The sequence below is a fragment of the Heyndrickxia sporothermodurans genome, from assembly GCF_003055045.1.
In the GTDB taxonomy this organism is placed as follows: Bacteria; Bacillota; Bacilli; order Bacillales; family Bacillaceae_C; genus Heyndrickxia; species Heyndrickxia sporothermodurans.
Map to the genome: position 1 here is coordinate 1 of NZ_NAZB01000008.1, position 23854 is coordinate 23854.

The window sequence follows — 23854 nt, forward strand, 5'->3', positions numbered from 1 at the left end:
CCGCATTATAAGTAATTAAGTCGCGGAAGTAGTTCAGTGGTAGAACACCACCTTGCCAAGGTGGGGGTCGCGGGTTCGAATCCCGTCTTCCGCTCCAGACAACCCTTGCCGGGGTGGCGGAACTGGCAGACGCACAGGACTTAAAATCCTGCGGTAGGTGACTACCGTACCGGTTCGATTCCGGTCCTCGGCACCATAATTTTTTTGCAAAGCAAAATAATTTTCTTAATATGCGCCCGTAGCTCAATTGGATAGAGCGTTTGACTACGGATCAAAAGGTTAGGGGTTCGACTCCTCTCGGGCGCGCCATTACTAGAAGTGAAAAGTTGGAAATTAGAAGTTAGAATGTAAGTTTTATCTTCGAAGCAACACTAGAGATACTCTAACCTCGATCATCCAATCTCTAACATCTAAATCGGGAAGTAGCTCAGCTTGGTAGAGCACATGGTTTGGGACCATGGGGTCGCAGGTTCGAATCCTGTCTTCCCGACCATTCAAAATATACAAATAGTATTATGGGGCCTTAGCTCAGCTGGGAGAGCGCCTGCTTTGCACGCAGGAGGTCAGCGGTTCGATCCCGCTAGGCTCCACCAAAAAATATTAAATATAACTATATGGCGGCGTAGCTCAGCTGGCTAGAGCGTACGGTTCATACCCGTGAGGTCGTGGGTTCGATCCCCTCCGCCGCTACCATATAGGACCTTTAGCTCAGCTGGTTAGAGCAGACGGCTCATAACCGTCCGGTCGTAGGTTCGAGTCCTACAAGGTCCACCATAGAATTTCGGAGGAATACCCAAGTCTGGCTGAAGGGATCGGTCTTGAAAACCGACAGGCGGGTTACACCGCGCGGGGGTTCGAATCCCTCTTCCTCCGCCATATAAACGTATAATATTGCCGCGGGGTGGAGCAGTCTGGTAGCTCGTCGGGCTCATAACCCGAAGGTCGCAGGTTCAAATCCTGCCTCCGCAATCATTTAAGTAAAATTTATACTTGATTAAAAAAATGGTCCGGTAGTTCAGCTGGTTAGAATGCCTGCCTGTCACGCAGGAGGTCGCGGGTTCGAGTCCCGTCCGGACCGCCATTTTACAACATACATTACATAATTGGCTCGGTAGCTCAGTCGGTAGAGCACGATCGAATAAGCTACAAAGCGACGCTTCAGCGTACCAATCGAGCTGCATCTTGTATAACTTCCCGAGATTGGGACGATGGCGAACTTCATGCTAGATAAGGAAAATAAATTAAAAATGGCTCGGTAGCTCAGTCGGTAGAGCAATGGACTGAAAATCCATGTGTCGGCGGTTCGATTCCGTCCCGAGCCACCATTTAAAGTAACTAAGAAACGTATTTAACAAATATGGCGGCTATGGCGAAGTGGTTAACGCATCGGATTGTGGTTCCGACATGCGTGGGTTCGATTCCCACTAGCCGCCCCATATATTGCGGGTGTAGTTTAGTGGTAAAACTACAGCCTTCCAAGCTGTTGTCGTGGGTTCGATTCCCATCACCCGCTCCATATTTTTTTTATGGGCCTATAGCTCAGCTGGTTAGAGCGCACGCCTGATAAGCGTGAGGTCGATGGTTCGAGTCCATTTAGGCCCATTTTATTCCGCAGTAGCTCAGTGGTAGAGCTATCGGCTGTTAACCGATCGGTCGTAGGTTCGAATCCTACCTGCGGAGCCATTTTATTTTTAAAAGAAATATTGGAGAAGTACTCAAGTGGCTGAAGAGGCGCCCCTGCTAAGGGTGTAGGTCGGGTAACCGGCGCGAGGGTTCAAATCCCTCCTTCTCCGCCAGTAGGCCCGTTGGTCAAGCGGTTAAGACACCGCCCTTTCACGGCGGTAACACGGGTTCGAATCCCGTACGGGTCATAATATATTCGATTTTATAAGTTAGGAGTTTAAAAGATATTTCTTTTAAACTCCTTTTTCTTTTTAAAAAATTTCCTAATCAAAAGATATAGGTCACCAATTCTATATTTAATATTTAACGTATAAAATGGGGAAGATAAGATGTGTTCATTGACTCTATTCTATTAGAGGTGTATCTTAAAGATTGGACATAAAAATTAAAAAAGATTCGTCATTTGCACGGTTGTTTTTAGGGGAGATAATTTTGATGAAAATGGAACAGATGGACATAGTAGATGAATACAAGATTGCTTTAACAAAAGCTAAAAACAAGAACAAAACACTATTATTTAGTTATACTGAACAATTAAATAATATTGACCCCCTATCATTTTATTCATCTGCAAAAGCGATATTTCAAGTAGAACGATTTTTCTGGAAGGTTCCAAATGATGAGATGATTATAGTCGGTTTAGGCAGTGCACATACCTTTCAAACGGAAGTGGGAGAAGGTCGATTTGAGTATATTGAACGAGAATGGAATCAATTCATACATGATGCTCATGTATATAATCCTTTTGATGTTCAAGGAACCGGTCCAGTTATATTTGGCGGTTTCTCATTCGATCCATTAAGTATGAAAGAGTCGGAGTGGACTCCGTTTTACAATGCATTATTTCATTTGCCAAAACTAATGCTTATTATAAATAAACAAGAGGTTTTTCTTACGACTAATATATTATGCCATTCAAATGATAATTTAGATAAACTAAATCATCATCTAAAACTAAAAAGGGAAATTTTTGAAGGCAAAGTTTCTAAGAGTATAGAAAATATCAATATAAAACAAGAACATGAATTGAATCAACAAGCTTGGATAGACTCGGTCGCAGAAGTGGTTGATCTTCTTAAAAAAGAAAAAAAATTAAATAAAGTCGTTATGGCGAGAAAAATGAATATTGAATTTAATGATAAAGTAGCCGCTGAAAAGGTACTAGAGAATTTATGGGAAGAGCAACATGAAAGCTATATTTTTGCGTTAGAGACCGAGAATAGCTGTTTTACAGGTGCATCGCCTGAAAGATTGGTTAAGAAGAATGGGAACACTATTGTATCCGCATGCCTTGCCGGATCAATAAAGCGAGGGAACTCGATAAGTGAGGATGAGGCGTTAGCTGAGGCACTATTTAATGATGAAAAAAATCGCCATGAACATCAGCTCGTCGTGTCAATGATCGCAGAGGTCATTCGTAAATATTGCTTAAATGTTGACATTCCAGAACTACCTTCAGTCATGAAAATGAGAGATATCCAGCATTTGTTTACACCAGTTAACGGAATAATTAAGGATGATCACATTTCTATTTTCCCATTAGTAAAAGATCTTCATCCAACACCTGCTATGGGGGGAGTTCCAACTATTGAAGCTTTACAAATCATTCGCGAAAAGGAAAAAATGGATCGTGGATTCTATGCATCTCCGATTGGTTGGGTCGATTACCGGGGAAATGGAGAGTTCGCTGTAGCTATTCGATCCGGATTAATTAAAGAGAATGAAGCATTTTTGTATGCTGGGTGTGGTGTAGTATCAGACTCAAACCCAGAGGATGAATATTTTGAAACAAAAATTAAATTTCGTCCGATGCTTCGTGCATTAGGAGGAAAAAAATTATGAATCATCAAGAAACACTAACAACATATTTAGCTAGTTTTATTCAGGAATTATCAAATTCAGGTGTTCGGGATGTTGTCATAAGTCCCGGCTCACGCTCAACACCTTTAGCTTTGTTAATTGCTGAGCATCCTACACTAAAATATCATATAAATATTGATGAGCGTTCAGCTGCTTTTTTTGCATTGGGGATTGCCAAACAAACGAGGAAGCCAGTTGCACTGTTATGTACTTCCGGAACTGCAGCTGCTAACTATTATCCTGCAATCGTAGAGGCAAAGCTTTCAAGAATTCCATTAATCGTATTAACAGCTGATCGCCCACATGAATTACGAGATATTGGGGCACCACAAGCAATCGATCAAATTCATTTATATGGAAAGCATGTAAAATGGTTTGTTGAAATGGCACTTCCTGAAATAGGAGAAGAGATGACATATTATGCGAGAACAACAGCTACAAGAGCAATTAGTACGTCTTTACAACAACCGGCAGGACCGGTACATTTAAATTTCCCCATTCGAGAGCCATTACTACCAAGATTGGACCCTTCTCCCTTTGAAGAATTGGAGAATCGACCGGCAATTACAGTAAAGCAAGGTGATACTCTTCTTGAATCGGGGGAAATGAAAAAGATTTCCGAACGACTGCAAAGGATCGAAAAGGGCGTTATTGTATGTGGGGTCATTGATTACCCACAATTTTCAACAGCGGTTTTAGCATTAGCTGATGCATTAGGCTATCCAATTATTGCAGATCCACTTTCACAGCTTCGAAGTGGGTCATTCTCAGAGGAATATATCATTGATAGTTATGATGCAATATTAAAAGAAATTGTTTCGGATGAAATGTTATATCCCGATGTTATTATACGATTTGGCGGCATGCCAGTATCCAAGCCTTTAACGAAATTTATGAAACGTCTAGCTGGAACGGAACAATATATAATTGAAGCAGGAAATAGCTGGCGTGATCCGATCAATGCTGCTACTCAAATGATCTATTGCGATGAAACATTATTTTGTGAGGGATTATTAAAACAATTAGATGAAAAAAGGCATTCAAATTGGTTGGAAATGTGGCAAAATTTGAATCGGATTGCTCGAAATACAATTATTAACGAAATAAGTGATATTACTGAATTAGATGAAGGAAAGCTTGTCTTAGAACTAGTAAAACGATTGCCGCAAAACAGCCATTTATTTGTAGGTAATAGTATGCCAATTCGTGATGTGGATACATTTTTCCATTTTAACCAACAAAATATACGGGTATTAGCGAATCGCGGTGCGAATGGTATTGACGGTGTCGTTTCAAGTGCATTAGGAGCAAGTTTATATGGAGAACCGTTATTTTTATTAATCGGCGATTTATCTTTTTTCCATGATTTAAATGGGTTATTAGCGGCAAAAATGCATCAATTAAATATCACGATTATCGTCATTAATAATAATGGGGGAGGAATTTTTTCTTTCTTGCCACAATCGAATGAACCAAAGCATTTCGAAGCACTTTTTGGTACGCCTACAGATATTGATTTTGAATATGCTGTAAAAATGTATAATGGCAGATACAGCAAAGTGCGTAATTGGGATGAATTTCATCATTCAATGAATGAAGCGATTACATTGAAAGGTTTAAATGTGATAGAAGTTCCTACTAATCGTAATGCGAATGTAGACATTCATCGTAAAATGTGGAAACGAGTTTCTGCGGAAATTGACCAATATGTTCATGGTGAAATGGAATGATGATTGAAGTAAATGATGTAAATTATCATGTGAATATTGTTGGAAAAGGTGAACCAATCGTCATGTTCCATGGTTTTACCGGTGATATGTCTAGTTGGGATGCGATTAATCCATATTTAGAGGAAGAATATCAATTAATACTGATTGATATTCTTGGGCATGGTAAGACAGAGATTCCACTAAATTATGAGCGATATCATATTGAAAAAGTTGCTAAAGATATTAGGGAAATACTCATTCATTTAAAAATAAAAAAGACGAATCTTTTAGGTTATTCAATGGGTGGAAGACTCGCTCTAACATTTACTATTTTATATCCTAACATGGTCAATAAGCTTATTTTAGAAAGTGCCTCTCCGGGTATAGAAACTGAAGAGGGAAGAAAATTACGGCGTGAAAATGATGAAAAATTGGCTAATAAAATCGTGAATGAAGGGGTAGAATCATTTGTTCAATATTGGACAAATATTCCCCTGTTTAAATCCCAAAAAAGACTTGATTATTCAATGCAAGAAAAAGTTAGACAGCAAAGATTACGAAATGATCCAATTGGACTTGCTAATAGTTTAAAAGGGATGGGAACAGGGAGCATGCCTTCATTATGGGGTAGGCTTCATGAACTGGAAATACCAGTGCTTATTTTGTCCGGTAGTTTAGATGAAAAGTATTGTGAGATCGGAAAAAAGATGGAAAATAACCTTTCACAGGCAATGCATTATATTATTGAAGACATCGGACATGCAATTCATGTGGAAGATTCTCAAAAGTTTGGTACAATAATAAAGGAGTTTTTGTCGAATAAATGATTGACTCGACATGAATTTAATTTTTAAAGGGAGGATATTACATGGCTGTAGAATGGCAAACAGAAAGAGAATATGATGAAATTCTTTATGAATCTTATAATGGAATTGCCAAAATAACAATTAATCGTCCACATGTACATAATGCATTTACCCCAAAAACAGTTAACGAAATGATTGATGCATTTTCTCGTGCACGTGATGATTCAAAGATAGGTGTTATTATCTTAACTGGTATGGGTGAGAAAGCTTTTTGCTCTGGAGGAGATCAAAAGGTTCGCGGTCACGGTGGATATGTAGGTGAAGACAATATTCCACGACTAAATGTTCTCGATTTACAAAGATTAATTCGTTTTACCCCAAAACCGGTCATTGCTATGGTAGCAGGTTATGCAATTGGTGGTGGTCATGTATTACATATTGTTTGTGATCTTACAATTGCTGCTGACAACGCTATTTTTGGACAAACTGGCCCTAAAGTAGGCAGCTTTGATGCCGGATATGGCGCAGGCTATTTAGCTCGTATCGTTGGACATAAGAAAGCAAGAGAAATTTGGTACCTATGCCGTCAATACAATGCACAGGAAGCATTAGACATGGGGCTTGTTAATACAGTTGTACCTCTTGAAAAACTTGAGGAAGAAACGATTAAATGGTGTGAAGAAATTCTTGAGAAGAGTTCAACTGCGCTTCGTTTCTTAAAAGCTTCGTTTAATGCTGATACAGATGGTTTAGCTGGCCTTCAGCAATTTGGTGGGGATGCTACATTATTGTATTATACAACCGACGAAGCAAAAGAAGGACGCGATGCATTTAAGGAAAAACGTAAGCCTGATTTCGGAAAATTTCCTCGTTTCCCTTGATTTAAATTGTAAAGTTTAAAAAAGCTTGATGGTATACTCCATCAAGCTTTTTTATAGAAATTCTACAAAAAGGTGATATGTATGAACAATATAATACCAAACTTTTTAAAGCAAAGAGCGTTTTTAACACCGAAACGAAAGGCCCTTCTATTTGACAATAAAGAGTGGAGCTTTTCAGAACTGTATAAAGAAGTTGAAGTATATGCAAAGAAAATTGCATCACTAGGTGTGAAAAGAAAAGATTCAGTTGCGCTTCTTTTGGCGAATCGTCCGCATACAGTAATAATTATTCATGCATTACAGCAATTAGGTATTACCACCGTATTCTTGAATCATCGACTAACCGCAAGTGAAATGGTTTTTCAATTAAAAGATAGTCAAACAGCTTTAGTAATTGGTGAAAAAGATTTAGAAAATAAACTAGCAGAAATCCATGACATATATCCAACTCTAGTAATAAAGACAGTTGAAGAAGTTAAAGAACAAAAGGAAGAAAACTATCCAATTGTTAATGAATATTTAATGGATGATGTATGTTCAATCATGTACACCTCAGGAACGACTGGCAACCCTAAAGGAGTACTTCAAACATACGGGAATCATTGGTGGAGTGCGATAGGCTCAGCCTTAAATCTTGGATTAGGGGAAGATGACGGTTGGCTATGTGCGGTCCCTTTGTTTCATATAAGCGGATTATCCATTTTAATGAGAAGTGTTATTTATGGAATGCCGGTTTATTTATATGAACAATTTAATGAGAAAATCATTAATGAGAGGTTGCAATCAGGCAGTGTAACGATTATGTCAGTAGTAAGTACAATGCTTCATCGATTGCTTGAAGATTTGAAAGAAAATCGTTACCATGAACGTTTCCGCTGCATGCTTTTAGGAGGCGGCCCTGCACCTAAATCATTGCTTGAGGCATGTTTAGAGAAAAATATTCCTGTCTTTCAATCGTACGGTATGACTGAAACTTCCTCTCAAATTGTCACTTTATCTCCCGAAGATAGTTTATTAAAGATTGGTTCAGCGGGTAAACCGTTATTCCCTTCACAGCTAAAAATAATGTTAGATGGAAAACAATTAGCTGCTCATCAACCGGGCGAAATCGTTGTGAAAGGCCCCAATATTACGATTGGATATTTAAATCGAATGGAAGCCAATCGTGAACATTTTAAAAACGGCTGGTTTTTCACGGGTGATATAGGTTATGTAGATGAAGAGGGGTATTTATTTGTTCTTGATCGACGTTCAGATTTAATTATTTCTGGTGGGGAGAATATTTATCCTGCTGAAATTGAAGATGTATTGTTATCACATCCAAACGTTGTGGAAGCGGGTATAACAGGTATCGACCATTCACTATGGGGCCAGGTTCCAATTGGGTTTGTTGTTTGTAAACAATTCATTGAGGAAGCTGAATTAATTACGTATTGTCAAAAAAGACTTGCTAAATATAAAATTCCGAGCAAAATTTATTTTGTCAATGAACTGCCTAGAAATGCATCGAATAAACTACTCCGTCGAAAATTAATAGAGTTAATTCCAAAAGGATGATCATATGCGAATTCACGAAGTAAATATTTTCATTATTAAAATGCCTTTAAAACAGCCGTTTACTACAGCATTAGAAACGGTCAACGAACGAGAAGGAATCATTTTGGAAGTAATTGATGAACAAGGGGAAAAAGGCTATGGAGAAGTTGTCGCATTTTCCACGCCATGGTACACAGAAGAAACGGTTAAAACTTGTTATCACATGTTAAAGGATCTTTTAATCCCATTAGTTTTGGATAAACAAATAAATCATCCAAATGATCTCCAAATGATTTTTAACCATATTAGAGGAAACCATATGGCAAAGGCGGGGCTTGAAACAGCTATATGGGACTTATATTCAAAACTTGTATCAAAACCGCTTTGGACAGTGGTTAATGGTGTTCGAGATGAAGTGCTTGCTGGAGTAGTTGTTGGAACAGCTAATATAAATGATGCGATTGAACAAATACACGTTTATTTAGAAGATGGATATGAACGAGTTAAAGTAAAAATTAAACCTGGGAAAGATTATCAGCTTATTAAAGAAATTCGCACATATTTCCCTGATCTCGCTTTAATGGCAGATGCTAATTCTTCTTACACATTAAATGATATAGATGTATTAAAATCGCTTGACGAGTTTAATTTGTTAATGATTGAGCAGCCATTAGCCGTTGATGATATTGTTGAACATTCGATTTTACAAAAAGAATTGAAAACTCCAATTTGCCTTGATGAAAGTATCATTACTTATCATGATGCCGAAAGTGCAATTCGGCTTAATAGTTGCGGTGTCATTAATATTAAAATTGGCCGTGTTGGCGGTTTACACAATGCAATTGCTATACATGATTTATGTCAAAAAAACAATATTCAAGTCTGGTGCGGAGGAATGATTGAGTTTGGAGTGTCCAGAGCACATAATATAGCTCTTTCTACAAAAGAGGGTTTTACCATTCCAGGAGATCTTTCTGCATCCAATCGCTTTTGGGAAGAGGATATCATATATCCTCAAGTAGAAGTAGCTAATGGAAAAGTAAAAGTTCCGAATCAGCCAGGAATTGGTTTTGATATAAATTTTAATCGGCTTCATCAAGTGACTACCTATCACGAAAATATAAACTGCAAGCACTAAAGTAGTACTTGCAGTTTTATATTACCAGTTACCTTCAGGTTTAAATGTTTTGCAATCAGTTTCTTCTGTATTTTTTGCTTGATCCCCTTTATGGCTAACTACGTATATTTCATCTGCAGAACAGCGATTTCCCTTTGCCCAATAATGACAATTATTCACTTCACATAATACATCTTTTGCCATTGTACCTCACCCCTTAAAAGGTTTTTATGATACAAAATTAGTTTCTGTATTAGTGGGAAGATCTATGATTGGAAAGTAACGCCATTGATTACTAATCATTTCGGGGATGTTTCTTTTTTTCAGGAACAGGATCAAAACCGCCCGGATGTAAGGGGTGGCATTTAAGTATTCTTTTAATGGTTAAAAAACCCCCATGAAATGCACCAAATCGTTTTACCGCCTCGAGTCCATATTGAGAACATGTCGGGTAAAAGCGACATGTTGGCGGCTTAAGTGGGGATATAACAATTTGATAAAATCGAATTATTTTAATAAAAATAAATTTTATCATAAGAAGTAGGACATCCTTGTAAAAAAATTATTTGTACAATTGAGGAAATAATTAAGAATCGCTCTTTTTGTTTATTTCATCATTATTTGTTTTGATATTAGGATTATTTTCAATAGGATCTATTGTATGCTTGTACGAATACGCTTTTGAAGTTGTTAGAGCGGATGCGAGAATAATCACGATAATAATTAAAATCGATACAATCATAATGAATGTGTACAATGGATTAAACCTCCTAATTAAATATCTAACCTATATTTTAGCATGTAAATTCATTTTTTGTGAAAGATATAACTATATGTTTAAACAAATTTGTGAAAGGGTATATACATTTTAGGAGGAGATACATATGGAAAAACAATTACAAGAAGTCCAAGAGGTATTAAATAAACAAGTAGCAAACTGGACAGTACTTTATACAAAGCTCCATCATTTTCATTGGTATGTAAAAGGTCATCATTTCTTTTCACTTCATGAAAAATTAGAGGAGTTATACAATAAAGCAGACTCCGTTATTGATGAATTCGCTGAAAGGTTACTTGCTATTAATGGCAAACCAGTATCCACGTTGAAAGGTTCATTGGAATTATCGAGTATAAAAGAAGCCGAAACCATTCCGGCAGCTGATGAAATGGTGAAAGAAGTTGTAAATGATTTTACCATCCTTATTGGTGAATTGAAGGAAGGAATTGCTTTAGCTAATGATGCAAAAGATGAAGTGACAGGAGATATGTTTATTTCGCTTCAAGGCGAATTAGAAAAACATGTTTGGATGTTAAAAGCATATTTAGGATAAAAAATAGAGGAAACTGTTATGGTGAACAGTTTCCTTCTTTAATGCAAAAATTTCGATTTCGTATGGTGGGTTACATCGGTAGTATGACCGGCAAATTTGTTTTTAAGGCTTTCAATTAAATAGAGACTAATAAAGTATTGGAATTCCTCGTCATTCATGTCTTCAACTATTTTCATTAAATCATTTCGATCCGATTCTTCAAGTACTGCATATGCAATGATATCAATATCCTCGTCGTCTCCAGTCAAACGATTTTGATAAAATTCAAATAGCTCATCGACAAGTCTCACACTAATCATCCTTTTTTCATGACTTAAGAATATTTTTGCTTAATTTGTGGGAAACGATACATATAGAATAAATTTATCTTTACGTGAGGAGTGCAGGAATGGATCAGCAAAAAAACACCTATTATATTAATGTCGGCAGTGGAGAAATATCGAGGAGCTCAACTGATTCTCCATGGAATTTTAAAATAGAAGCAACTGATGAGGAGATTACTCGTTTAAGGCAAATTTTTGATGCTAATTATGATGAGGAAATAGACGGATTTTGGCGGGCACATATTCCTTTTAGGGAGTATCATCATGATCGCTCGAATGATGAATATGATAAACACATGCTTAAAGTGTATCAAATGATTTATGAATTAGGGGATCAAGAGGCAAAGCAGCATATTGACAATATTGGTATTTTAAAGGATTTTACGTCGGAATAACGAAAATCCAGCAACTTTAGCAAGTTGCTGGATGATAAATTAATTAATTTTTTTGGCAGTATCTTTTACTTCTTTAGGAACTTTAATTTCATTTACTTTATTGTAATTTGAGTACGTTCCTTTCATTTCTTGCTTTAAATTTATTTTTTGGCCTTCCATAGCCATTTCCATTTCTTGCGTCATGTTTAATGAATTAACATTAAATGTCTTTTTATCAATAAATATTTCATAGTTAACATTTTTAAAGGTAATGTTATTAAGTGCATCGGCATTTTCTTTAAGACCATCTGGCATCATTTGTTTGGCATTTTCCTTTAAAAACTGATCAAACTTCTCTCCGGATGCTTTCAAATTCAAAATATATTGGTTATCATCTTGTTTGAATGAGAAATCATCAGTAAATTGTTGTAATTGTTTAAGTTGTTCAGCAGGGTTTGCTTGTTGTTCAGGCATTTGTAATATTTGCTTTGATAGCTCTTCAGGCATTTGCATCCATTGTTTTGATGCTGGATCATATAAAAAGAAACCTTCCTTCGTCAAATATGACTCCATATCCATAGCTTGGTTTTGAGTGGCGTCATCCCCGCCTTCAACATTCATTTTCATTTTTTGGTACATCGCTAACGGATTCAACACCATATCAATAGACATATTTGAATTAATATTCATTGGTGTTGGTTGACTTGGTGCCGTCATTTCTTGCTTAAGATCCATATCCATATGCACACTTTTTAAATTTTTAGATGCGTCTGTCGTTTTTTCAAATACTTCCTTAAGAGTTAGACTATCCTTCTTCTGAGGTTTGACTTTTGAATCGACTGGATCGGCTGTCTCGCTACAAGCAGCTAAGCTGAATATAAACATAACTGAAACGAGACTAATTAATAATTTTTTCATAAAACGAATATCACTCCTTTTTGTTATCACTTATATGTACGATATCATCCGAAAAAGGTTTCATAAAAAATTCGCCGATTATAAAAAATCGACGAATTTTCATGAATCTTTTTTCACTAATTTTTTTTCTAATATAGCAACTAATTGGTACATAATTGTAGCAATGACAGCAACAATCATTAATGAAAGCATAACTAAGGTGAAATTAAATACTTGGAAGCCGTAGATGATTAAATAACCAAGACCTTTTGATGCAACTAAATACTCACCGACAATAACACCAACCCAAGATAATCCAACATTTACTTTTAAGGTTGAGATAATAGTTGGAAAAGTTGCAGGAAGAATGGCCTCTTTAAACTTTTGTCCCCTCGAAGCACCAAATGTTTGTAATACTTTTATATAGTTTGGGTCGACATCACGAAATGCTGTATAGATAACGATGGTTGTTACGATAACTGAAATAATGATGCCCATCGCAATACTGGAATTTAAACCTGTTCCGAAAATAACAATTAACATTGGACCAAATGCAACTTTTGGCATCGCATTAAAAACAACGAGATAAGGGTCGAGAATTTTTGAGAGTTTTGGAGACCACCAAAGAATACCAGCTAATATAGCACCTAAAAGAGTTCCAAGTATGAATCCGAGCATCGTTTCATATACAGTCACCCCGGTATGCAAATACAAACTGCCATCTTGAAGTTTACTAATGAATAATTTCCATATTTTTGACGGTGAACTAAAGATAAGCGGGTTAATCCAATGGTAACGACTGGCTACTTCCCATAAAGCGAAAAATGCAAATAAGATGATAATTTGATATAGACGAACCAATCTTTTTTCTTTTCTCAAGTGATGAAGATATTGTTGATGAAGGAGTTCGGTATTATCCGTCATTTTCAAGTGACTCCAACTCCTTCCAAATTTCTTGAAATAATATTGAATACGCTTCTTTACTTCTTACATCAAATGGACGGAGATTGCGCAATTCCTCTGGAACGGAGAATACTTTGTGTAATCTTCCCGGCTTAGCATTAAATAATAATATTCGGTCACTCATCGAAATGGCTTCTCCAATGTCATGGGTGACAAGGACTGCTGTTTTTCGATAGGCTTTAAGCGTATCAAAGACTAAATCCTCTAATTTTAATTTTGTTTGGTAATCTAATGCAGAGAAAGGCTCATCTAAAAATAATATTTTCGGATTGATCGCAAGTGTTCGCACTAATGCGGCCCTTTGTCTCATTCCACCTGAAAGCTGTTTAGGATATTGCATTTCAATTCCACTTAAACCGATTTCTTTAAGGAGTCCGAGCGTTTTCTCCTTTTTTTCCGCGGTTAGTTGATTTTGAAGTTTTAACCCTAGTAAAATATTTTCTTCGATTGTTTTCCACGGAAATAAATAATCTTGTTGGAGCATATATCCAATTGAAGTCGTTTGCGAATTAGGTAACCTGCCATCAATCAATACTTTTCCTTCCGTTGGTGAAATTAAACCAGACAGTATGGATAGCATTGTTGTTTTTCCGCAGCCACTAGGTCCTACTAAGGAAATAAACTCCCCTTCCTCTATGTCAAAACTTATATTTTGTAAGGCGTTTGTCACTGATTTCGGTGTGAAGTAACTATGGTGGACATTTTGGACGGTTAGGAAGCTCATAGTATAAGAAAACCTCCTTATTTATTTTGTAAAGCTTTTTCAGCGATGGAAGTATTGACTAGTGTTTTATAGTCGACTCTTTTTGGTAATTCACCAGCTTCTTCCATGATATCTTGTAGGTGATTCCAGCCTTCTTCATTTAATATTAAATCTGTTCCAAATGAACCTTGCTTTTGATATCGTTCAATGGAAGAGGCTAAGATTTCAACATCAACATCTTCAAAGAATGGTTGAACGACTTCGGCCACTTCTTTAGGATCATTTTCTTCTACCCATTTAGCTGCCTTATAAATAGCACGAACAAATTTTTCAAGTGTATCTTTATTTTTTTTAAGAAAACTTTCTTTCGCCATGTAATCGGTGTAGGGCACACTACCGGATTCCTTACCGAAAGAGGCAACAATATGACCTTTCCCTTCTTTTTCAAAAACGGATGCCGTCGGCTCGAATAATTGAACATAGTCCCCGGTTCCGGAAGCAAAAGCGTTTGCGACATTAGCAAAATCAATGTTTTGAATTAATTTCAAATCTTTATGAGGTTCGATTCCCTTATCTTTTAGTACAAATTCGCCAACCATTTGCGGCATACCGCCTTTACGCTGACCGAGGAAAGTGGACCCTTTTAACTGATCCCATGAGAAGTCTTCCTTTTTTTCGCGAGAAACTAAGAAGGTTCCATCTGTTCTCGTTAGTTGGGCAAAATTAATGACCGGATCTTCAGCCCCTTGTGCATAAACGTAAATGGACGTTTCAGAACCAACTAATGCTACATCTGCTCCATCAGATAATAATGTAGTCATCGTTTTATCTCCACCAGCGGTTGTTTTTAAATCAATGTCCAGTCCTTCATCTTTAAAAAAACCTTTTTCAATTGCGACATATTGTGGTGTATAGAAAACCGAACGTGTAACTTCTGCCACTCGAACTTTCTTTAAGGATTCTGTTTTGGAACAGGCACCTAGGGAAAAAATAAGAATGGCGGTCATTAATAGTGAGAAGCTAATTTTAAGCCCTTTTTTCATGACCCATTATCCTCCTTTTTGTTACTAATTCTGATAAAGTATCGTATGATAAACATAAAAATGTGTGAATGCCTATTTTTTAGAGGTTAGAAGTAAAAGGTTGGAGGTTAAAATGTAATGCAAATTAGTATCAGTTCATACGTAATTGAGAAGCAGCCTTTTCCTTCTCCGAATCCAAACGTTCGAATGTGTATGATAACCTATATATCAGATGGGTTGAAGGTTAAGGGGTTATTAGCTGAACCACGAGATGATAAAGAATATGATGGTTTTCTCTATTTAAGAGGGGGAATTAAAAACGTCGGTATGGTAAGACCTGCTCGTATTGGGCAATTTGCAGCGGAGGGATTTATTGTATTTGCCCCTTTTTATCGAGGAAATCGCGGTGGGGAAGGGAATGAAGATTTTGGGGGAGAAGATCGAAAAGATGCATATACTGCTTTTGATCTTTTGAAGCAGTACCGAAGAGTAAAAAGTAATCGAATACATATTTTTGGATTTTCAAGAGGAGGGATAATGGCTCTTCATACTGCGATCAATCGAAATGATGCTAAATCGGTAGTGACATGGGGAGGTGTATCCGATATGTTCCTTACTTATTATGAAAGAAAAGATTTACGTAAAATGTTGAAACGAGTAATTGGAGGGACACCAAAAAAATATCCTGAACTTTATCAAGAGCGAACCCCTTTATATTCGATCGACAGACTTAATCAACCAGTATTAATTATTCACGGAGTAAAAGACAGGAATGTTTCAATTGAACATGCAATAAGATTGGAAGAAAGGTTAAAAGTTTATAAAAAAGAAGTTGAGACATGGTATTTTCCAAATTATACTCATTATTTTCCACCTGCAATAAACCGTCAAATTGTTACTGATTTATGCTCCTGGATGAAAAACAGGTCATAAACATGGTAAACTAAAAGGAATATTATGTTCGAAAGGGGAGGCTGTAACGATGGGGATGCCATTAGAATTAAATACAATGATCATAACTAAAGGAAATGAAAAAAGATTAGAAGAAAACTTATTCATATTGGAAAAGGAAGGATACCGTTTGTATCCAATTGATATTCCAATGGATATACGTAAAACGAAAGAAAGTGAAACAAGAGGAACTGCGGTAATTAGAAAGCTTGAGTGGGAAAGTGAAAAAACGAAAATCACATACCAACTAATTTCATTGAATTCAAGTAATTAATGATAATCGATATAAAGGAAAGGGACTGGANNTCCAGTCCCTTTCCTTTATATTATTTTATAATTGGACCGCCATGCATTTCAATTTCTTGTGAAAGATGACCGAATTTCTTAAAGTTTTCTTTGAACTTTGTGGCAAGCTCTTGTGCTTTTTCATCATATGCCTGTTGGTTTTCCCATGTTTTATTAGGAATCAACACTTCATCAGGCACTCCGGGTACATGTAATGGAATGTGCAATCCGAAAATATCATCCTGTTTTGTTTCGACCGATTGAAGTTCTCCTTCTAATGCAGCCTGAACCATTGCTCTTGTATAACTTAATTTCATCCGGCTTCCTACCCCATATTCTCCGCCAGTCCAACCTGTATTGACTAAGAAGACTTGAACCCCATGCTCATCAATCTTTTTCCCTAGCATTTCAGCGTATACTGTAGCTGGCAAAGGTAAAAATGGTGAACCAAAACAAGTTGAGAAAGTGGCTTCTGGAGAAGTAACTCCACGTTCTGTTCCTGCTAGTTTGGAAGTATACCCACTTAGGAAATGATACATTGCTTGCTCTTTTGTTAATTTGCTGATTGGAGGTAATACCCCGAAAGCATCTGCTGTTAAAAAGACAATTGTTTGTGGGTGTCCAGCAATACTTGGTTCAACGATATTGTCAATTGCTTGGATTTGGTATGCAGCACGTGTATTTTCAGTTAATGTCGCATCATCATATAATGGTTCACGAGTCAATTCGTCGACCATTACATTTTCTAAAACTGCACCGAATCGAATTGCATCATAGATCTGTGGCTCTTTTTCGCGAGTAAGACCGATGCATTTTGCATAGCATCCACCTTCTATATTAAATACACCATTCGATGACCATCCATGTTCATCATCACCAATTAAGCGGCGATTTGGATCCGCAGATAACGTCGTTTTGCCCGTTCCGGATAATCCGAAGAATAAAGCGACATCTCCTTCAGCACCTACATTTGCGGAACAATGCATCGGTAGAATATCATTTTGAGGTAAAAGATAATTCATGATTGAAAAAATACTTTTCTTCATTTCACCGGCATACTCAGTACCGCCTATAAGAATAATCCGACGTTCAAACGAAACAACGACAAACGTTTCCGAATTAGTCCCATCTGTTAATGGATCCGCTTTCACATTGGGAGCAGATAAAATAGTAAATTGTGCTTCATGGGTTTTTAGTTCCTCTTCGGTTGGTCGAATAAATAATTGTTGCGCAAATAGATTATGCCAAGCATATTCATTTACCACTTGGATCGGTAATTGATTTCTTTTGTCAGCACCCGCAAATCCTTTAAAAACAAATACTTCTTCTTGCTCTTGTAAGTAATTAATCACCTTTGTATATAATTTATTAAATGATTCCTCGGAGATTGGTTGATTTACAGAACCCCAATCGATTGCATCTTTTGAAGAAGCTTCTTCAACAATATATTTATCTTTAGGGGAACGGCCAGTATATTTTCCAGTTTCAGCACGGACCGCACCTGTTGATGTTAAGATTCCTTCACCCCGTTCTAATACCTTTTCCACTAATTGAGGTACAGCTAATTGAGTAAGGACGTTTTTTCCGACTAAAACATTTGTTAATGTATTTGAAAAAGTAGCTGATTTCATTTATACTAACCTTCCTTTATAAAAAATTTAAGTATCCTTTTATTCGTTAATTAGTATAACACAATTATATATATAGTCTATACTATATGTGCGCATTTTTTTAAAATATATGAAATTGTTAAATTAAAAGTTTTTTCAATTCCACAATATAATAAGGAAGTCAATTGTACAAGTTTAAAATAGAAAAATTATTTATTGACACCATCCAACAAATTGCGTAATATTTTACCTTGAACGGATACTCTTATCCCGAGCTGGTGGAGGGACAGGCCCAATGAAACCCGGCAACCGACATTCTATAGTTAGTGATTTGGAAGTTAGAAAGAGAAGCAGGTTTTGCTCCTCAAAATTCTAACCTCTTACTTCTAACAGCTAGGACGCACGGTGCTAACCTGAGGCAAGGTAAAATCCTTGAACGATAAGAGTGAAAGGCATGGGTAATGAACCTTTCCTCACATAGTACATATGATGGGGAAGGGTTTTATTCATTTTTGATATTACCCACTTTCGAAACCTATGAACCCGGATTTTTATGTTTAGGATAAAATCTGTGGTTTATTTCATACTATTAGGGAATGAGTACCGTGAGGCGTAAAAATAGATAGTAATTGTATGAGGGAGGAATAAAAATGTCAAATAAGCGTCGTTTATTCACGTCTGAATCCGTGACTGAGGGACATCCAGATAAAATCTGTGACCAAATTTCAGATGCCATTTTAGATGCAATCTTAGAAAAAGATCCGAATGCCCGTGTAGCTTGTGAAACTTCAGTTACGACAGGTCTTGTGTTAGTAGCTGGAGAAATTACAACTAATACATATGTCGACATTCCAAAAATTGTTCGTGGAACAATTAAAGATATCGGATATACACGTGCAAAATATGGCTTTGATTCAGAAACATGTGCAGTCCTAACATCAATCGATGAACAATCAGCGGATATTGCTATGGGTGTCGATAAAGCATTGGAAGCACGCGAAGGTCAAATGTCTGATGATGAAATTGAAGCAATCGGTGCAGGTGACCAAGGCTTAATGTTTGGTTTTGCTTGCAATGAAACGAAAGAACTTATGCCGTTACCGATTTCTCTAGCACATAAATTAGCTCGTCGGATTGCAGAGGTGCGTAAGGAAGAAATATTGCCATATTTACGACCTGATGCAAAAACACAAGTAACAGTAGAATATGATGAAAATGATCGACCAATTCGTATTGATACAATCGTCGTTTCTACCCAACACCATCCTGAAATTAGCTTGGAACAAATTCAACGCAATATTAAAGAACACGTAATTAATCCAGTTGTTCCTAGTGAGTTAATTGACGAGGAAACGAAATACTTTATTAATCCTACAGGCCGTTTCGTTATTGGCGGACCTCAAGGTGATGCTGGGCTAACTGGCCGAAAAATCATTGTTGATACGTATGGCGGTTATGCGCGTCATGGCGGAGGAGCATTCTCCGGAAAAGATCCAACAAAAGTTGACCGCTCTGCTGCTTATGCGGCACGATATGTAGCTAAAAACATTGTTGCAGCGGGATTAGCTGATAAATGTGAAGTCCAACTTGCCTATGCAATTGGGGTTGCTCAACCGGTATCTATTTCCATTGATACATTTGGTACCGGAAAAGCATCTGAAGATGTATTAATTGATGCAGTCCGAAAACATTTTGATTTACGCCCGGCAGGAATTATCAAAATGTTAGATTTACGTCGCCCAATTTATAAACAAACAGCTGCCTACGGTCATTTCGGACGTCACGATCTTGACCTTCCATGGGAAAGAACAGATAAAGCCGAAAACTTACGTAAAGAAACTTTAAATAAATAATACGAAACAAGTGGAGTTACAGTATTTGTAAACTCCACTTGTTTTTGTAAAAATAATTATTCGCAGTTCTTACCAATAAAATATATATATTGTCTACTGCAAAAAGGAAAAAAAAATGATAGTATAATATGGTGTGAAAAATGTTGAATATTGCCCATTGCAGTAGCTCATTGGAATCACGATTAATATTAATATAAAATTGTAATAAATAAGTATGTTAATTTGGAATGGAGTAGGTGACATACATAATGTGTGGATTTGTTGGTTGTATACATGACAACGAGGTCGGATTAAGAGAAACAGACAGACAACTATTTAAAAACATGAATGATATTATCACTCATCGTGGTCCTGATGATGAAGGATTTTTTGAAGATGAACATATTCAATTTGGTTTCCGCAGATTGAGTATTATTGATATAGAAAGCGGACACCAGCCGTTAACATATGAAAATGAGCGATATTGGATTATTTTTAATGGTGAAATTTATAATTATGTGGAATTACGAAATGAATTGATTGAAGCGGGGCTAACTTTTGAAACGGCTTCTGATACGGAAGTTATCATTGCACTGTACAGCTACTATAAAGAAGACGCAGTTTCTAAGCTTCGCGGCATGTTTGCTTTTACTATTTGGGATAAACAGGAGCAAACATTGATTGGTGCTCGCGATCCATTTGGTATTAAGCCATTCTTTTATAAAGAAGAAAAAGGACGTACATTCTTTGCTTCTGAAAAGAAAAGTATTCTGCTCGCAATGGAGCATGAAGAATTAAATTATGAAGCTGCTCAACATTATATGACGTTTCAATTTGTGCCGGAACCGGAAACCATGACAGCAGGAATCAAAAAACTAGAACCAGGCCATTATTTTATTAAAAAATTAGGAAAACCAATGGAGATCAAACGCTATTGGAAAGCGTCCTTCCAGCCTGTACAAAAATCTGAAGATGAATTTATTAAGGAAATTAGAGACGTCTTATTTGATTCTGTCAACGTTCATATGAGAAGTGACGTACCAGTAGGTTCATTCTTATCTGGTGGGATTGATTCTTCGATTATTGCGTCCATTGCGAAGCAATATCATCCAAACATCAAAACATTCTCAGTCGGATTTGAACACAATGGCTTCAGTGAAATTGATGTAGCAAAAGAAACAGCGGATAAACTTGGTGTCGAAAATATTAGTTATATAATTACCCCGGATGAATATATGAAGGAATTGCCAAAAATTATTTGGCATTTAGATGATCCGTTAGCGGACCCTGCATGCGTTCCTTTGTATTTCGTGGCACGTGAAGCAAGAAAGCATGTAACAGTTGTTTTATCTGGTGAAGGTGCGGATGAACTATTCGGTGGTTATAATATTTATAGAGAACCGCAATCACTAGAAGTATTTAATAAAATTCCTGCCGTTGGTAAGTCTTTATTAAAAGCATTAGCGAAAATTTTGCCTGAAGGTGTGAAAGGGAAAAGCTTTATTGAGCGTGGAGTAACACCGATGGAACAAAGATATATTGGAAATGCAAAGATGTACAGTGAATCCGAGAAAAAGGATCTGCTAGCACAATATCGTTCAGGATTAGAATATACAGACATTACAAAACAACTGTATGCTGAAACGAAAAATTACGATCCGGTTGATCGAATGCAGTACATTGATATTCATACATGGATGCGCGGTGATATTTTATTAAAAGCGGATAAAATGACGATGGCACATTCATTAGAATTAAGGGTTCCATTTTTAGATAAAGAAGTCTTTAAAATTGCTTCCCAAATACCGACAAGTTTAAAAACAGCGAATAATACAACGAAATACATCTTAAGAAAAGCGGCTGAAGGCGTCGTTCCGGATCACGTGTTAACTCGAAAGAAACTTGGCTTCCCGGTGCCAATCCGTCATTGGCTAAAAGATGAAATGCATGATTGGGCAAAACAAATTATTCATGAAAGTGGCACCGATCACATCATTAATAAGCATTATGTTTTAAACCTTTTAGAGGAACATTGCCAAGGAAAAATGGATCACAGCCGTAAAATATGGACTGTCCTCATCTTTATGATATGGCATGCAGTATACTTAGAAGAAAAATATGATTTCCAAAAACAATATAAACTCCAAACTGAAGGGGTTAATATTTAAAAAAGCAGCCGCGGTTTACATACCTATTCGTGGTATGTAATCGCTTGGCTGCCCATCTGCACCCAGGCTTCTTTAAAGTCGTTAATGGGTGCTTTTTTATTTTTCTTACCAGTCAGTGGATCGTTGAAATAAATAAAGTTTTTATCGTAACCTGTAATTAATACTGAATGTTCTTTACTAGTGATGCGGATGGCACCTTTTTTTGTATGCCATGTTGTAAAATAGGAATCAGGGAGTTTTTTGTATTGTGTATTAATAATTACCCAGATTGGTTGCCCGTTTGATAAAGGTATTTTTAATTCATCAAATGAGCTTTTCGTTAGGTTAACTATTTTACCAGGCAAATATTTATTCGCTAATTCAATTATTGGTTGAACATAAACACCAAGTCCCGGTTTACTATACGTATATATATCGCCGACAAATCCGTCGTTTGGGTGCCCATAATAAATGTTGTTGTTAATTATTTTGCGTGGTGTCGGATCTTTTTTAATTTGTTTCGCAAGGGTCATTTTATCACTTTTGATTCCTGCTGAATTTAGTAACATAGACAAGCTAGTTACTTCGCATCCACGAGCTAATTCTGGAAATTGTGAAGTGACGGGAATATCTAAAAGAACCTTGTCCTTTATTTTCACAATCGAATATTGTTTTGAATTTTGGTTGTTTAAATCAATTGTTCGGTCCGCCATTTCACTGGCATGTTCAAAATTTTGATAGCCATAAATAAAAATAATAATAAAAAATAGAAATGCTGTAAAACCTGCTATAATAGATTTCATAAAATCACCTTTACATTATCCTTACTATATACATCGGCATTTTTCGTCAATATTAAAGTTTTTATTATAAAGTAAATAAAAAAGAGCGATCCATTTTATTTTTTCATTTATATAAATGGGTACAATATAAAAGGCTCTTTTCCTATTTTGCTTTTTTCTTTTATAATTAGGAAGAGATTACTATGCTTGAATTAAGGAGGTATCAGATATGTGGAAATGGGAAGCGGATCAAGGTCCAAAAGCTATTATCGTAATGGTCCATGGTGCGATGGAGCATCATGGGAGATATAGTTGGCTCATTGAAATGTGGCGTTCATCAGGCTACCATGTAATAATGGGAGATTTGCCAGGACAAGGAATGACAACAAGATCCCAAAGAGGTCATATCGATTCCTTTGATGAATATATTTTCGAAATAAAAGATTGGGTACAAACGGCCTATCAATTTGATGTACCAGTATTTCTATTTGGACATAGTATGGGAGGTTTGGCGGTCATTCGGACCCTTCAAGAAGAAAGATTAAATCTTGCGGGCGTAATTTTATCCGCGCCATGTTTAGATTTAGTTACCTATCCTTCAAAATTTTTAAGTTTTCTATCAGTATTAATGAATAAAGTTGCTCCGAAAGTGAAATTTTCCAGTGGCTTAACGATAGAGGATGTAACAAGAAATGAGGAAGCACGAGAGCTCGCTTTAAATGATTCTTTATATGTAACAAAAATTTCTGTCAGATGGTACAGAGAATTAGTACAGGCAATGAAACTGGCCTTCACAAATATGTCGAAAATACCAGATATTCCTTTTTTGGTTTTACAAGGTGGAAATGATAAAATTGTAAATAAACAAGCTGTAAACGATTGGTTTAATAAAGTAACACTTTCCGAGAAACAATATAAAGTTTGGCCAAATAGCTTTCATGAAATATTTAATGAACCGGAACGGGAAGAAGCTTTCCAATATGCAAAGAATTTTGTCGAAACAAGACTTCGCGCTTTAGGCTATATAATTAATTGAGGTGAT

The 23854-nt window shown here is 36.5% G+C and carries 23 protein-coding genes, 17 tRNA genes and 1 riboswitch; of the genes, 30 read left to right on the forward strand and 10 right to left on the reverse strand.

Annotated features, from left to right (window positions below; translation table 11 throughout):
- The first annotated feature begins 22 nt into the window (after positions 1-22).
- The 23 genes from B5V89_RS01705 (at position 23) to menC (ending at position 9613) form a co-directional block, all read left to right on the forward strand.
- A tRNA-Gly gene (locus B5V89_RS01705) sits at positions 23-97 on the forward strand.
- Positions 98-107: 10 nt separating this feature from the next.
- A tRNA-Leu gene (locus tag B5V89_RS01710) sits at positions 108-196 on the forward strand.
- Positions 197-232: 36 nt separating this feature from the next.
- Positions 233-309 (forward strand) — tRNA-Arg (locus B5V89_RS01715).
- 107 nt (positions 310-416) lie between these two features.
- A tRNA-Pro gene (locus B5V89_RS01720) sits at positions 417-493 on the forward strand.
- A 24-nt stretch (positions 494-517) separates the two neighbouring features.
- A tRNA-Ala gene (locus B5V89_RS01725) sits at positions 518-593 on the forward strand.
- 23 nt (positions 594-616) lie between these two features.
- Positions 617-693, forward strand: a tRNA-Met gene (locus tag B5V89_RS01730).
- 4 nt (positions 694-697) lie between these two features.
- A tRNA-Ile gene (locus B5V89_RS01735) sits at positions 698-774 on the forward strand.
- 9 nt (positions 775-783) lie between these two features.
- Positions 784-876, forward strand: a tRNA-Ser gene (locus B5V89_RS01740).
- Between the two features lie 19 nt (positions 877-895).
- A tRNA-Met gene (locus tag B5V89_RS01745) sits at positions 896-969 on the forward strand.
- 35 nt (positions 970-1004) lie between these two features.
- A tRNA-Asp gene (locus tag B5V89_RS01750) sits at positions 1005-1081 on the forward strand.
- Between the two features lie 168 nt (positions 1082-1249).
- Positions 1250-1325 (forward strand) — tRNA-Phe (locus B5V89_RS01755).
- A gap of 35 nt (positions 1326-1360) precedes the next feature.
- A tRNA-His gene (locus tag B5V89_RS01760) sits at positions 1361-1436 on the forward strand.
- A gap of 6 nt (positions 1437-1442) precedes the next feature.
- Positions 1443-1516: transfer RNA gene (locus B5V89_RS01765), tRNA-Gly, on the forward strand.
- A 12-nt stretch (positions 1517-1528) separates the two neighbouring features.
- Positions 1529-1602 (forward strand) — tRNA-Ile (locus B5V89_RS01770).
- A gap of 6 nt (positions 1603-1608) precedes the next feature.
- A tRNA-Asn gene (locus B5V89_RS01775) sits at positions 1609-1683 on the forward strand.
- 22 nt (positions 1684-1705) lie between these two features.
- Positions 1706-1796 (forward strand) — tRNA-Ser (locus tag B5V89_RS01780).
- A 3-nt stretch (positions 1797-1799) separates the two neighbouring features.
- Positions 1800-1871 (forward strand) — tRNA-Glu (locus B5V89_RS01785).
- A 247-nt stretch (positions 1872-2118) separates the two neighbouring features.
- Positions 2119-3525, forward strand: a complete 1407-nt coding sequence (locus B5V89_RS01790; protein WP_244913432.1) for an isochorismate synthase — start codon at positions 2119-2121, stop codon at positions 3523-3525.
- Positions 3522-5273, forward strand: a complete 1752-nt coding sequence (menD, locus tag B5V89_RS01795) for a 2-succinyl-5-enolpyruvyl-6-hydroxy-3-cyclohexene-1-carboxylic-acid synthase (protein WP_108070245.1) — start codon at positions 3522-3524, stop codon at positions 5271-5273. Before B5V89_RS01790 ends, menD begins: the two co-directional genes overlap by 4 nt.
- Positions 5273-6079: a 2-succinyl-6-hydroxy-2,4-cyclohexadiene-1-carboxylate synthase gene (menH, locus tag B5V89_RS01800; RefSeq protein ID WP_342352529.1), complete on the forward strand. Its 807-nt coding sequence runs from the start codon at positions 5273-5275 to the stop codon at positions 6077-6079. The genes menD and menH overlap by 1 nt, the downstream gene beginning before the upstream one ends.
- A gap of 41 nt (positions 6080-6120) precedes the next feature.
- Positions 6121-6939: a 1,4-dihydroxy-2-naphthoyl-CoA synthase gene (menB, locus tag B5V89_RS01805; RefSeq protein WP_066235855.1), complete on the forward strand. Its 819-nt coding sequence runs from the start codon at positions 6121-6123 to the stop codon at positions 6937-6939.
- A gap of 81 nt (positions 6940-7020) precedes the next feature.
- Positions 7021-8496, forward strand: coding sequence for an o-succinylbenzoate--CoA ligase (locus tag B5V89_RS01810; protein WP_108070247.1), 1476 nt, complete (start codon positions 7021-7023; stop codon positions 8494-8496).
- Positions 8497-8500: 4 nt separating this feature from the next.
- Entirely contained in the window at positions 8501-9613 is a 1113-nt protein-coding gene (menC, locus tag B5V89_RS01815) for an o-succinylbenzoate synthase (RefSeq protein WP_108070249.1), read from the forward strand.
- Positions 9614-9634: 21 nt separating this feature from the next.
- Here menC and B5V89_RS01820 read toward each other — a convergent pair whose 3' ends face one another.
- The 3 genes from B5V89_RS01820 to ytzI all read right to left on the reverse strand — a co-directional run bounded on the left by B5V89_RS01820 (position 9635) and on the right by ytzI (position 10349).
- The gene (locus B5V89_RS01820) at positions 9635-9796 is read right to left on the reverse strand and encodes a DUF1540 domain-containing protein (RefSeq protein ID WP_066235858.1); all 162 of its coding nucleotides are present in this window, start codon (positions 9794-9796) and stop codon (positions 9635-9637) included.
- A gap of 91 nt (positions 9797-9887) precedes the next feature.
- Positions 9888-10127, reverse strand: coding sequence for a membrane protein insertion efficiency factor YidD (gene yidD / locus B5V89_RS01825; RefSeq protein WP_066235859.1), 240 nt, complete (start codon positions 10125-10127; stop codon positions 9888-9890).
- A 51-nt stretch (positions 10128-10178) separates the two neighbouring features.
- Positions 10179-10349 carry a YtzI protein gene (gene ytzI, locus B5V89_RS01830; protein WP_084347963.1) on the reverse strand — a complete coding sequence of 57 codons (171 nt, stop codon included), beginning with the start codon at positions 10347-10349 and terminating at the stop codon, positions 10179-10181.
- Between the two features lie 127 nt (positions 10350-10476).
- On the opposite strand from ytzI, the gene B5V89_RS01835 reads away from it, so the two are divergent.
- The gene (locus B5V89_RS01835) at positions 10477-10923 is read left to right on the forward strand and encodes a Dps family protein (protein WP_066235860.1); all 447 of its coding nucleotides are present in this window, start codon (positions 10477-10479) and stop codon (positions 10921-10923) included.
- Between the two features lie 38 nt (positions 10924-10961).
- Here the strand turns inward: B5V89_RS01835 and B5V89_RS01840 are convergent, their stop codons facing one another.
- Positions 10962-11222 carry a DUF6154 family protein gene (locus B5V89_RS01840; protein ID WP_213087565.1) on the reverse strand — a complete coding sequence of 87 codons (261 nt, stop codon included), beginning with the start codon at positions 11220-11222 and terminating at the stop codon, positions 10962-10964.
- Between the two features lie 89 nt (positions 11223-11311).
- On the opposite strand from B5V89_RS01840, the gene B5V89_RS01845 reads away from it, so the two are divergent.
- Positions 11312-11641 carry a hydrolase gene (locus B5V89_RS01845; protein WP_107920720.1) on the forward strand — a complete coding sequence of 110 codons (330 nt, stop codon included), beginning with the start codon at positions 11312-11314 and terminating at the stop codon, positions 11639-11641.
- 39 nt (positions 11642-11680) lie between these two features.
- On the opposite strand, the gene B5V89_RS01850 is transcribed toward B5V89_RS01845, so the two are convergent.
- From B5V89_RS01850 to B5V89_RS01865, 4 genes are all read right to left on the reverse strand, one after another.
- The gene (locus B5V89_RS01850; RefSeq protein ID WP_066235863.1) at positions 11681-12538 is read right to left on the reverse strand and encodes a DUF6612 family protein; all 858 of its coding nucleotides are present in this window, start codon (positions 12536-12538) and stop codon (positions 11681-11683) included.
- Positions 12539-12637: 99 nt separating this feature from the next.
- On the reverse strand, positions 12638-13447 hold the full coding sequence (locus B5V89_RS01855; protein WP_107920718.1) for an ABC transporter permease: 810 nt from the start codon (positions 13445-13447) through the stop codon (positions 12638-12640).
- Positions 13431-14204, reverse strand: a complete 774-nt coding sequence (locus B5V89_RS01860; RefSeq protein ID WP_108070251.1) for an ABC transporter ATP-binding protein — start codon at positions 14202-14204, stop codon at positions 13431-13433. The genes B5V89_RS01855 and B5V89_RS01860 overlap by 17 nt, the downstream gene beginning before the upstream one ends.
- Positions 14205-14221: 17 nt before the next feature.
- Positions 14222-15226, reverse strand: coding sequence for an ABC transporter substrate-binding protein (locus tag B5V89_RS01865; protein WP_066235865.1), 1005 nt, complete (start codon positions 15224-15226; stop codon positions 14222-14224).
- 117 nt (positions 15227-15343) lie between these two features.
- Here B5V89_RS01865 and B5V89_RS01870 point away from each other — a divergent pair, with 117 nt between their 5' ends.
- Both B5V89_RS01870 and B5V89_RS01875 read left to right on the forward strand, forming a co-directional pair.
- Positions 15344-16138, forward strand: coding sequence for an alpha/beta hydrolase family protein (locus tag B5V89_RS01870; RefSeq protein ID WP_066235866.1), 795 nt, complete (start codon positions 15344-15346; stop codon positions 16136-16138).
- 49 nt (positions 16139-16187) lie between these two features.
- Complete coding sequence (locus B5V89_RS01875; protein WP_066235867.1) at positions 16188-16430, forward strand: DUF2584 domain-containing protein; 243 nt, start codon at positions 16188-16190, stop codon at positions 16428-16430.
- Between the two features lie 52 nt (positions 16431-16482).
- Here B5V89_RS01875 and pckA read toward each other — a convergent pair whose 3' ends face one another.
- Positions 16483-18072 (reverse strand): phosphoenolpyruvate carboxykinase (ATP), encoded by a 1590-nt coding sequence (gene pckA, locus B5V89_RS01880; protein WP_108070253.1) that lies wholly within the window; start codon positions 18070-18072, stop codon positions 16483-16485.
- A gap of 241 nt (positions 18073-18313) precedes the next feature.
- A riboswitch (SAM riboswitch) is annotated at positions 18314-18497 on the forward strand.
- A gap of 204 nt (positions 18498-18701) precedes the next feature.
- Between pckA and metK the strand changes: the two genes are divergently transcribed.
- Both metK and asnB read left to right on the forward strand, forming a co-directional pair.
- Complete coding sequence (metK, locus tag B5V89_RS01885; RefSeq protein ID WP_107920714.1) at positions 18702-19904, forward strand: methionine adenosyltransferase; 1203 nt, start codon at positions 18702-18704, stop codon at positions 19902-19904.
- A 248-nt stretch (positions 19905-20152) separates the two neighbouring features.
- A complete protein-coding gene (gene asnB, locus B5V89_RS01890) occupies positions 20153-22051 on the forward strand; it encodes an asparagine synthase (glutamine-hydrolyzing) (protein WP_108070255.1) in 1899 nt (632 codons plus the stop codon).
- 23 nt (positions 22052-22074) lie between these two features.
- Here the strand turns inward: asnB and B5V89_RS01895 are convergent, their stop codons facing one another.
- Positions 22075-22833 (reverse strand): C39 family peptidase, encoded by a 759-nt coding sequence (locus tag B5V89_RS01895; RefSeq protein WP_066235871.1) that lies wholly within the window; start codon positions 22831-22833, stop codon positions 22075-22077.
- 208 nt (positions 22834-23041) lie between these two features.
- Between B5V89_RS01895 and B5V89_RS01900 the strand changes: the two genes are divergently transcribed.
- Entirely contained in the window at positions 23042-23848 is an 807-nt protein-coding gene (locus B5V89_RS01900; RefSeq protein ID WP_066235872.1) for an alpha/beta hydrolase, read from the forward strand.
- Positions 23849-23854: the final 6 nt, after the last annotated feature.